The following is a 12,107-nucleotide window of genomic DNA, read 5'->3' as shown; positions in this document are numbered from 1 at the left end:
TTGTTTCCTACATTCGAACAATCAAAAGATGTTTTATTCAACATTTGTGAAGCAATTCCACAAGCGTCCATATTTTGAAGTCCAAAGTTAGAAGTATCAACTGTTCCCATTCCAGAAGCATTCAATTGTACTGTTGTACTTATGCTTGTTGATGAAATTGTTGGAGCCGTTACATCTTTTGTTACAATAACTACATCGTTTGATAAAGCAGTATTTCCACTAAGATCTGTGATGTTAAGCTTAACAGTTTTTGGAGTAGAAACATCAGAACAATCAACCATTCCGTTGAATGTACCATCGTATCCAAATACCAAGCTATCTACTTGTGAACAATTATCTGAAGTAGTTACTACTAAATCTTCAGCATCGACATTCGCTATACCATTACTTCCAAGATCTACAAAGAAAGTATCTTTTGCAATCAGTACAGGAGCAATCGTATCTTTAACTTCAACCATTTTAGTAGTAGTAGTTACATTACCACCTTGATCTGTAGCTGTAATTGTAATAGTTTGCATTCCAAGTGACGAACAAGTAAGGTCTGTTACATCAATATCCAAAGTAGCTGAAGAAGATGATCCTCCACAGTTATCAACAACTGAATCTACTACATTAGAAGAATTGATTACAACATGTCCTGTTTGATCTAGGAATACTTCTACAGTTCCTGGTGTTACGTGAACAACTGGTCCAAATGTATCCATAACAGTAACTATTGCATTAGCAGAGTTTGTATTTCCGCTATGATCTACAACTGTAAGCGATACTGGATTTGTTCCAATATTAGCACAGTTCAAGCTATCTTTACTAATAAACATTGTGTCTATACCACAAATGTCCATTGAGTTATTGTTCACTTGAGCCGCTGTAATTGCTACATTACCCATTGCATCTAGATATACGGTAATATTTTGAGCAATAGCAGTTGGTACTGTTTTATCTAAAACAGTTACTGTAATTTGTGCAGTATCTGTTTGTCCATTTCCATCATTTACAATAAAGTCAACCATTTGAGCAGTTCCAACATGAGAACAATCAAAATTAGTTTGGCTTAAATCAAATGTTAAGTTATCCATACAGTTATCAAATGATGCACTATCCACTTGTGAAGGATCAATAGAAACCGTTCCATTATCATTCAATACAGCGATGATGTTTTTACCAATAGCTGTTGGTTTGATCGTATCATCTACTGTCAAGAAGAACTCTGCTGTTCCTTCATTTCCAGATTTATCTCTGGCGATTAAGGTCACAATGTTTAATCCTTCTTTAGAACAATCGAAAATAGAATCAACTGCGAATAAATCGAAATCACAATTATCTGAAGAACCGTTATTAACCTGACTCCATAAGAAAGCCGAATCTAATTTCAAAATTCCATTTGTATCAAGGTATGCCGTAGCATTCTTAGCCATAGCAACTGGTGCAATGGTATCGATTACCTTAACATTTACCACACAAGTACTTGTGTTTCCAAAATCATCTGCAACAGTAAGAGTTACATTTAGGCTATCTAAGTCTGAACAGAAAAGTGTGTCTTCGCTAACCGTAAATGTTAAGTTGGCTGGACAGTTATCTGTGATTGATCTGAATAGGAATGAAGAATCAATAAGAGCAAATCCATTAGCATTCAAATGAACGAAAGTATCTGTAACACATTCAACAACTGGCGCTAATGTATCTCTTACCATAATGAATGCTGTAGCTGAATCTGCATTTCCGCTTAGGTCAGTTACTTTTGTCTGAACTGGAATCAAGCTATCATTTGTAGCATTCAATGCATCACAAGCAAAACTATCGATAGAAAGTTCGAACGATGCAATTGTACAGTTATCCATTGAGGCACTATCCATCGTATTGCTGTCCAATAATACAAATCCATCTGCATTAAGATAAACTGTGTCGATAAAACTTAACATAACTTCTGGTGCTACTGTATCGAGAACAGTTACCATTGTTGAGTCAATTGCTGAGTTACCGTTTGTATCCATTACTGTAGTAAACACCTTAATAGTAGAATCAGCGCTTGCACAGAAGAAAGAATCTACACTTAGTGAGAATGAACCTACTGCACAATTATCTGTTGAACCATTATCGAAAGCATTACTATCAACTCCAGCAGCTCCATTTGCATCAAGGAAAACTGTATCCACTGCAAGTACCATAGGATTAGGAGCAAAAGTATCGAGTACTAGAACTTTAAATCCATGTTTACTCGTATTTCCAGAATTATCTCTAAAGAAAATTGAATCTTGTACTAAAGAACCTATATCTGAACAGTCGAAGCTGAGGTTTTTAATAGTGATTCCTTGATCTATAGCTGGTGCTGGTGGAGGAAGAGCTGGGAAATTTGGAGTGATCATACAGTTGTCATATCTATTTCCATTTGACCAGCTTACTGAGTTAGCTGTATCAATAATATCATAGATATAATCTGGATAAGCCATTGAATCCATTGGTGATATAAGAACTGCAGTTGGATAAGTAAAGTTTCCTGTATTATCCAAGTAAACAGTATCTACTGCAAGCACTTCCATAACTGGTGCTAGCGTATCTTTTACAACAATTCTAATAGAATCTGTAGTGATATTACTATTCGTATCTGTTAACGTTACAATTACTGTATGGGTATCAGGAACTGAACCTGGACCTGTCATACCTGTATGAGAACATGTAAACGTATCCATGTCAAGCGTTAAACTTACCAGACTACAATTATCAAAAGAAGCTGAATCCACTTGAGCACTATCTAAAACAAAAACCCCAAAGGAATCAAGAGATGCAATAATAAGTGGTCTAAGCACTGCAACTGGAGCAAGTGTATCCTTAATATGGATATTCAACGTTACTGAATCAACATTTCCAGAAGCATCTGTAGCATAGAACTGAGTACTTTGATCACCCACTTCCATACAGTCATATACTGAATCAGCAAGGGTAAATGTTAGCGTACCACAAGTATCATTGTCTCCAGAATTGTTATTAAACGAATCCGCTACAATAGTTACTGATCCCATTGAATCTAAGTAGAAAGTATCTACTCCTGCTGTGATTATCGCATCCGGTGGTACCGTATCTAATACAATAATAGTCGTAACGTCAAATGCATAGTTACCCCATACTGTATCTGTTCCTACAACGACAAATTGAGATTTATCAAATCCATCGGATACCCAAAGTGTATCTTTATACTCTCCTGGGCATGTAAATAATGTATCTGAAATAATTCTTGTAAATCCTGCGGATGTACAGTTATCTATAGATCCATCATCCATCGTAGCTACATCAATATATGCTGTAGTATCTGCTGCAAGATAAAGTCTAATTGTATCCTTAGCAATTGCTTGAGGAGGAATTGTATCTAATACTCTTAAAACTACACCACATGTTGTATCATTTCCTGCGATATCCATCAAAGTAATAGTAGCAGTTGGAGTTTTACCAACTGAATCACAGTTCATTGAAGCAATATTAGAAGTTGCTGTGTGAATTCCCCATCCTGAATCGGCAGCATTACCTGCTAATAAACCTGGGTTCAAGAATTCATCAAAACTTTTCTTAATCATTGAATCAATCTTTACCTGATCAATTGGCTCCGTTCCTGAATTACCAATATAGATATCGAATGTATCCATACAAACTGGTATTGGAGGTTTGATATCCACATAGCTTACGATCATTACCAATTCTTCATCTGGACCATTTGCTGATGCAGAAGGAATTGGATTTGTCCCTAGCATATCTGTACCAAAAGCTCCACCCCATGCTTTTACACGAGAATGTGGTCTAATGGCAAATTCAGCTTGTGGAGAACATCCTGATAAGATTGGATCAGTGATGTCTATCGCTAATGTAGAACGTAAAGCAACATCAACTCCAAGACATCCAGCACTTGGGGTACCAAGTGGTGAACAATTTCGGTCAAAATGCCAAAGTTTCCCACCGATTAACACATTATTATCAGCTGCCGTGGTAGCGGTATCTGTAATCTGTGTAACGATTTGTTGGACATCCGACGCAGTTGACGCCATAAATGAAACTGAGTCTGTAGCGGTTACCGCCTTAAACTCAACTTTTACGAAACCATAGACACCCGCATCTTGTAATGTGCGAAGTGAGTCTATTGTTTTCGTCCAGCTGTCGTACTGTGGTGTAGTACCACAATACTCTTGACCTCTTTCAAAACTCTGACGATAAACTACTTGTAGTGTATCCTGAGCTAAGAGATCATTTGAAATCATGGAAGAAAACACTAGAATCACTAGTATTTTCAACCGCCTAATCAAATAAGCATTTCTCATAAAAACAGTTAATTAATAGATTTAAAACCCTTTAAGAACAAGGCATAGTTTACCCTGTTCAGTTAGCAAAAGTAATATTAAGTTTCGTAAAGAAAAAATTTTAGAAAGAAAATTCACTATAAATTTATAAATCAAAAATCACTTCATCTCCTTATTCCAAAGGCTCTATATACAATTGTTTTAATTTTATTATAATAAAATTCCGTTATGACAGCACAAGAACATAACAGTCTTATTATTTATGTTAAATAGAAAACTCGCATTTCGTCCATTTTTTTAGGACAGGCAAAATACGTTAGTTATTTTTTGAATAATGTATTCAAATCATGATATAAAAAAAGAGTTTTAGAAAACTCTAAAACTCTTTTTTTTTGTTGAATACTGAAATTTAGATTTTTATAAATCTATCTCTACATTTAATTTCTTTGCAACTTTTGTTCTAATCAATCTCAATAATTTATCATCCTTTTGAGTTTCAAGTGCCTCACTCAAAAACGCATATGTAAGTATGGCTTTCGCTTCTTTTTCAGGAATTCCTCTTTGCTTCATATAGAATAAACCTTTTTCATCTAATTCACCCACCGTACATCCATGCGAACATTTTACATCATCAGCAAAGATTTCTAATTGTGGTTTTGTGTCAAGACTGGCATTTCTATCTAAAATAATCGAGTTATTCTGCTGAAAAGCATTGGTTTTCTGTGCATCTTTCTCCACAAAGATTTTCCCGTTGAATACTCCTTTTGATTTTTCATCATAAACCGATTTATATAATTGGTTTGAGTATCCATTGGCTTTTCCGTGATAAACCAATGTGTTATGGTCAACTTTTGACATTCCTTTTAAGAGTGTGATGGCTTTTAATTCGCTCTCCAAATATTCTCCTTGATGATAAAAGTATAGGTTATTTCTAACTATCGATCCATCCAAAGAAATGGTTAGATACTTGGCATTAGATTTTTCTTCTTGAGCGATATGGGTATGTTCTACAATAGAGACTTCTGATTGATCTTGAATTTTCACCCATTCTAGGTGTGCTTCTTTTTCTACCTTTACCTCAGATAAGCTATGATGTAAATATCTTTTACCTGCTATATTAAAGTAACGTTCGGTAATCTTCAATTCGGCTCGATTACCCAATTTAGTAATAAATCTTAGAGAAGAAGCTCCTTCCTCATGGGTAAAATAGTGATGGATTTCTACTCTGTTTTCTATAATTTCTTTATCAGAAAGTTCTATTAGGTATAATTGTTCGTTTTGTGAACGATGGTAATTAACTACTCCATCATTTTTGGGAGCAATAAAGTCTATATCTCCTAAATCATTTTCACTTGTCCAAGGGCTGATATTACTAAAAGTATCCGATAAATCTACTCGGTAAATTCCGTCTATAAATACGAGCCTTACAGCTTTCTCACAAATGGTATCCTCAAGAGAAATATCCGTCAATGAAGCCGTGTTTCTATCCCATTTTTGCTCAAAAATTTTTGCAATATCTGTATAGCGATAATTCTCATCTTTCCTTGTGGGAAATCCTGTTTTATCAAACTCTTTTTTCCATGCTTTTCGGTAGTCAGACCAATGGTCGTTTGCCGATGTATTTTCTTTTGTTGAAAATGTATCCATCTTAATTCCCATTATTTGATCCAGTCGTATCCTTTTTCTTCTAATTCAAGAGCCAATTCCTTTCCTCCTGATTTCACTATCTTACCATCTGCCAAGACATGTACAAAATCTGGCACGATATAATCCAATAGTCTTTGGTAATGGGTAATTAATAAAACGGCATTATTTTCGTTTTTCATTTTATTCACACCATTTGCCACAATCCTAAGTGCATCAATGTCTAGTCCTGAATCTGTCTCATCAAGTATCGATAATTTAGGTTTGAGCATTGCCATTTGGAAAATCTCATTTCTCTTTTTTTCACCACCCGAGAATCCTTCATTCATAGAACGAGACAAGAACTTTGGATCCATTTCCAAAAGTTTTTGATTTTCTCTCATTTCTTTAAGCAATTCCTTTGCCGACATTGGCTCTAAGCCTTGCCCTTTTCTTGTTTCATTTATCGATGTTTTGATAAAATTTGAAACACTTACTCCTGGTATTTCAACAGGGTATTGAAAAGACATAAACACTCCGGCATGGGCTCTTTCTGTAGGATCAAGTTCCAAAAGGTCTTCTTCATCAAAATTGATCGTTCCTTCTGTTACTTCATACTCTTCTCTTCCTGCGATAACGGATGAAAGCGTGGATTTCCCAGCTCCGTTGGGTCCCATTATGGCATGAACTTCACCTGGTTTTATTTCGAGATTAATTCCTTTTAGGATTTCAGTCTCTTCTATCTTGGCGTGTAAATTATTAATGACTAACATGGTTCTTTCTTTTCTGTGTTTTTGATGATTGTATTATCATCGATAATTATCCTACTGATCCTTCTAATGAAATGCTCAGTAATTTTCTTGCCTCTACGGCAAATTCCATTGGTAACTGATCTAGGACTTCTTTACAATATCCGTTGACAATAAGTCCAATTGCTTCATCCTCTCCAATTCCTCTTTGGTTACAATAAAACACTTGCTCCTCTCCAATTTTTGAAGTTGTGGCTTCGTGTTCTATCATGGCTGTTTTATTATCTACTTCTATGTATGGAAAAGTGTGTGAACCACATTTATCTCCCATCAAAAGTGAATCACATTCTGAAAAATTTCTGGCATTTTCCGCTGATTTAGCTATTTTAACTAATCCTCGGTAACTGGCATTTGAATGTCCTGCCGAAATTCCTTTAGAAATAATTGTTGATTTGGTGTTTTTCCCTACGTGAATCATCTTGGTACCCGTGTCGGCTTGTTGATGATTATTGGTTACCGCAACAGAGAAAAACTCTCCTATGGCATTATCACCTCTTAGAATACACGATGGATATTTCCATGTAACAGCAGAACCTGTTTCTACTTGTGTCCAAGATATCTTGGAGTTTTTATAACAAATTCCTCTTTTGGTTACAAAATTAAATACGCCTCCTTTTCCTTTTTCGTCACCAGGATACCAGTTTTGAACAGTAGAATATTTGATTTCAGCATCGTCCAAGGCAATTAATTCTACAACAGCTGCATGAAGTTGATTCTCGTCTCTTTGTGGTGCTGTACATCCTTCAAGATATGAAACATAAGCTCCTTCATCACAAACTAGAAGTGTTCTTTCAAACTGTCCTGTTCCTGCTTGGTTGATTCTAAAATAGGTGGATAGTTCCATTGGGCATCTCACCCCTTTTGGTATATAACAAAAAGATCCGTCTGTAAATACTGCCGAATTTAAGGCGGCATAATAGTTATCGGCTGGCGGAACTACGGTTCCTAAATACTTACGAACCAATTCTGGGTGTTCATGTATTGCTTCAGAAATAGAACAAAAAATAATCCCTAATTCTCCTAGTTTTTCCTTAAAAGAAGTTCCTACGGAAACAGAATCTACTACAATATCAACAGCCACTCCTGAAAGTCTTTTTTGTTCTTCTAGTGAGATTCCAAGTTTTTCAAAAGTTTCCAAAAGCTTTGGATCTACTTCATCCAAACTTTCTAGTTCTTTTTTCTGTTTTGGGGCAGAATAATAGGAAATATCTTGAAGATTCGGCTTTTCATACTCTACGTTTGCCCATTGTTTTTCTTCCATTTTTTGGAAGATTTTAAATGATTTCAATCTCCAATCCAGCAACCATTGTGGTTCATTTTTCTTTTCAGAAATCAAACGAATAACCTCTTCATTCAATCCTTTGGGAATCGTATCCGATTCTATATCTGTATAAAAACCATATTTGTATTCAGAAGTGGTTACCTCGTGAAGTAATTTGTCTTCTTCAGACATATTTTGGTTTTGCGTATTTTCTTCGTTCATGCTAATTTTTCTAAGGTGGTTTTCGGACTTTTTTTATCTAATTAAAGCGAAAAACTCTCACCACATCCACAAGTGCGGGATGCATTTGGGTTTTCGAAAACAAATCCTTTTCCATTCAATCCTCCTGAATAGTTTAATGAGGTACCTGCAAGATAGAGTACCGATTTTTTATCAACAACTATTTTGATACCTTCTACTTCTATCAAATGGTCATTCTCTTTTTTTTCTCTATCAAAATCAAGCTGATAAGATAATCCTGAGCAACCGCCTGTAGTGACACCTACACGAACAAAATGCTCTTGAAGATTCATATCATCCTCTTGCATCAAATTAATTAGCCTACTTTTAGCTTTTTCGGTTATGGTTATCATAGTTTCTTTTGGCTGGTGTTCAATCTGCAAATTTAACAAATAATGCTGTGAAATATGATATAAATCATAAAATAAATTTAGAGAATTTACAGTTGTCAAACATAGGTGATTTATAGCGATAATGACTAGTGATTTATTCTTTTTTGTAAGTTGCACCTCATTATAAATCTCAAACCAAAATTGAGATTAAAATTTACACAATTAAAGTGATAAGATCTAAAGAGAAATTGGTTAAAGAAACGGTTTAAAAAAGTCGTTCTCGATACAATTTTTGACTCCATTACATTCCACCAAAAATCACTCGAATTGTCAAAAACAAACTTTCCAAACACTTTAAAAACAAAAAAGAGCCTCAAAATTGAGGCTCTTTTAGCGTACAAAAATATCTCAGTAATAAAACTACTGAATTACAAATCTCAATGCTTTTACCGAAAGACTGTTTCCTATAAAGAACACCCCTTTTGGTAGTCCTTCGGTGGTGATTTCTACTTCGTTGATTCCTTTTTCGTGAGCAAAATCTAAGGTTTTGTGCTCACGACCTAAGGCATCGGTGATTTGGAATGTTGTTATTCCTGTTTCTTTGGTTCTTAGCAATGCTTCAAAAGTTTCACCTGATTTTAAAACGGTGTTTCCTAAAGTCACAAGTTCATTATCAAACTCGGTGTATGCTACTTCCAACTGCTGTTGTGGTCCCATTAGTTTTGGAATATTTCCATTTCCTGCTTCCACGTTGAGTTTATAGTCTTCTACTTCTCCGTAATAGAAATTATAACAAGGTAGGGTATAGTTTGCCCAAGAGGCGATGACTCGCACACCATAACATCCAGGCAAAGTAGAAACTGGTATTTGAATATTACCCGTAACTCCGTTATAACTCTTTCCATAGAAAGCCAGTTCCCCTGCATCTCCGTATGTTCCGTCTTGGTTCCAATCGATATATACTTGGTAAGCCGTTAGGAAATAATTGGCATAATATCCACTTTCTTGGATTTCCAATGGTAAGCTTTGCCCTACCGAACCTGTAATATGCTTAGTAGCATCTTCTTTATAATTATGAAAACCTAGATAATCTTGGCTACTGGCATTGGAGCTAGACCCTAAATCCACTTGGCTGATATATTCATAGAAAGATGAGTATGAAGATGAATTACAAAATATTACAGAATCTGGGCAGGTAAAACTTGGTGTCGTTGCCGAACCGTTTCTCCATAGTTCTGCTACTGAACCGTCATTAGAATACCCAGTAATTAACACATCCTGGTCATTATCCCCATCGATATCGGCAAAAGAGACTGAACCTATATAAACACCTGTAAAAGGCGTGTCGTCTACTTTTGCGAATAAACCATTTCCATCATTGGTATAAAGCTCATTTACTTGTCCTCCATTGCCATAACCCGTTATCAAAACATCTTGATCATTATCACCATCGATATCGGCAAAAGAAACTGAGCTAAAATTAACACCCGTAAAAGTGGTGCTGTCTGATTTGGTGAATTCTCCAAAACCATTATTTTCATAAAGCTCACTTATTGGCCCTCCATTACTATAACCCGTTATCAGTACATCTTGGTCATTATCTCCATCAATATCGGCAAAAGAGACTGAACCACCACTAACATCCGTAAAAGGAGTGCTTTCAGACTTGGTAAATACCCCATTTCCATTATTGGTATAAAGCTCACTTATGAGCCCTGCTTGACTATACCCCGTTATCAGTACATCTGGGTCATCATCTCCATCGATATCGGCAAAAGAGACTGAACCCGAACTGACACCCGTAAAAGGTGTATTGTTTACTTTTGTAAATACTCCATTTCCATCATTGGTATAAAGCTCACTTATTCCTTGATTATTACTATTATATCCCGTAATCAACACATCTTGGTCATTATCACCATCAATATCGGTAAAAGAAACTGAACCAATATACACATCTGTAAAAGTGGTACTATCAGACTTGGTAAATACTCCATTTCCATCATTGGTATAAAACTCACTTATTCCTTGATTATTACTATTATATCCCGTAATCAACACATCTTGATCGTAATCACCATCGATATCCGCAAAAGAGACTGAACCCGAACTGACACCCGTAAAAGGTGTATTGTTTACTTTTGCAAATACTCCATTCCCATCATTGGTATAAAGCTCACTTATTCGTTCTCCATTACTAGAACCAGTTATCAAAACATCTTGATCATTATCTCCATCGATATCAGCAAAAGAGACTGAACTACCATTAACACCTGTAAAAGATTTATTGCTTACCTTGACAAATACCCCATTACCACCATTGGTATAAAGCTCACTTATTCGTCCTATAATACTCCAACCCGTTATCAAAATATCTTGATCATTATCACCATCGATATCGGCAAAAGAAACTGAGCTTTGTGTAACGACTGTAAAAGGCGTATTGCTTACTTTGGAAAATTCTCCACTACCATTGTTGCTATAAAGCTCGCTAATTCGCTCAGCATTACTATAATCCAGCCTACCCGTTATCAGCACATCTTGATCATTATCTCCATCGATATCCGCAAAGGAGATTGAACCATTAAAAACACCTGTAAAAGGCGTATTGTTAACCTTTGTAAATACACCATTACCATCATTGGTATAGAGCTCACTTATTACTCCTCCAGCACTAATACCCGCTATCAGAACATCTTGGTCGTTATCCCCATCAATATCTGCGAAGGAGACTGAACTATTACCCACACCTGCAAATGGTGTATTGTTTACCTTAGTAAATACTCCATTTCCATCATTGGTATAAAGCTCACTTATTCGTCCTACATTACTATAACCCGTTATCAGAACATCGGGATCATTATCACCATCGATATCTACAAATGAGACTGAACCAACATTCACACTTATAAAAGGTGTATTATTTACCTTAGTAAAAACTCCATTTCCATCATTGGTATAAAGCTCACTTATTCGTACATTGCTGTTATTAGAACCTGTTATCAGCACATCTTGGTCATTATCGCCATCGATATCCGTAAAAGACACTGAACTATGATAAACACCTGTAAAAGACGTATTGTTTACCTTAGTAAATACTCCACTTCCATCATTGGTATAAAGTTCACTTATTGGTTGATTATTACTATTATTACCCGTTATCAGAACATCTTGGTCATTATCGCCATCAATATCTGCAAAAGAGACGGAACTATGGCGAACACCCGTAAAAGGCGTATTACTTACCTTAGTAAATACTCCATTTCCATCATTGCTATAAAGCTCACTTATTTGTCCTATATTACTCCAACCTGTTATCAGAACATCTTGGTCATTATCGCCATCGATATCGGTAAAATTGGTTGTTCCATACCTCACATCCGTAAAATTCTCGAATGCTGTTTGTCCAGGTGGTAATACTCTTGTAAATTCTGGTGTTTGTGCTATGGAAAAACCACCGATAAATAAACCTACTAATAGGCTAATTGTTTTTCTTTTCATTTTGTTTAGAGTTTATTTTTTTGTACTTCGACAATAATATTACAAATCATTCGTTTTATTA

General features: G+C 35.6%; 6 protein-coding genes. All 6 read right to left on the bottom strand.

Features of this window, described 5'->3' with window-relative positions:
• Positions 1-4,301, bottom strand: a 4,301-nt coding sequence (locus N4A45_06290; GenBank protein ID MCT4664826.1) for a hypothetical protein, incomplete at its 3' end; no start/stop codon positions are given.
• A 396-nt stretch (positions 4,302-4,697) separates the two neighbouring features.
• Positions 4,698-5,927: a Fe-S cluster assembly protein SufD gene (sufD, locus tag N4A45_06285; GenBank protein ID MCT4664825.1), complete on the bottom strand. Its 1,230-nt coding sequence runs from the start codon at positions 5,925-5,927 to the stop codon at positions 4,698-4,700.
• Positions 5,928-5,938: 11 nt separating this feature from the next.
• Positions 5,939-6,676 (bottom strand): Fe-S cluster assembly ATPase SufC, encoded by a 738-nt coding sequence (gene sufC / locus N4A45_06280; GenBank protein ID MCT4664824.1) that lies wholly within the window; start codon positions 6,674-6,676, stop codon positions 5,939-5,941.
• A 46-nt stretch (positions 6,677-6,722) separates the two neighbouring features.
• On the bottom strand, positions 6,723-8,165 hold the full coding sequence (sufB, locus tag N4A45_06275; protein MCT4664823.1) for a Fe-S cluster assembly protein SufB: 1,443 nt from the start codon (positions 8,163-8,165) through the stop codon (positions 6,723-6,725).
• Positions 8,166-8,236: 71 nt separating this feature from the next.
• On the bottom strand, positions 8,237-8,566 hold the full coding sequence (locus N4A45_06270) for an iron-sulfur cluster assembly accessory protein (GenBank protein MCT4664822.1): 330 nt from the start codon (positions 8,564-8,566) through the stop codon (positions 8,237-8,239).
• Between the two features lie 399 nt (positions 8,567-8,965).
• The gene (locus tag N4A45_06265) at positions 8,966-12,046 is read right to left on the bottom strand and encodes a VCBS repeat-containing protein (GenBank protein MCT4664821.1); all 3,081 of its coding nucleotides are present in this window, start codon (positions 12,044-12,046) and stop codon (positions 8,966-8,968) included.
• Positions 12,047-12,107 lie beyond the last annotated feature (61 nt).

The organism is Flavobacteriales bacterium (assembly GCA_025210805.1).
In the GTDB taxonomy this organism is placed as follows: domain Bacteria; phylum Bacteroidota; class Bacteroidia; order Flavobacteriales; family CAJXXR01; genus JAOAQX01.
The sequence above is the reverse complement of the archived record's forward strand: the minus strand, read 5'-3'. Positions and strand labels throughout refer to the sequence as shown.

What these genes read in the sequence shown, in the direction of transcription:
- sufD (MCT4664825.1), bottom strand. Translation starts at nt 5,927, where the DNA reads ATGGATACATTTTCAACAAAAGAAAATACATCGGCAAACGACCATTGG.
- N4A45_06270 (MCT4664822.1), bottom strand. Translation starts at nt 8,566, where the DNA reads ATGATAACCATAACCGAAAAAGCTAAAAGTAGGCTAATTAATTTGATG.
- N4A45_06265 (MCT4664821.1), bottom strand. Translation starts at nt 12,046, where the DNA reads ATGAAAAGAAAAACAATTAGCCTATTAGTAGGTTTATTTATCGGTGGT.
- sufC (MCT4664824.1), bottom strand. Translation starts at nt 6,676, where the DNA reads ATGTTAGTCATTAATAATTTACACGCCAAGATAGAAGAGACTGAAATC.
- sufB (MCT4664823.1), bottom strand. Translation starts at nt 8,165, where the DNA reads ATGTCTGAAGAAGACAAATTACTTCACGAGGTAACCACTTCTGAATAC.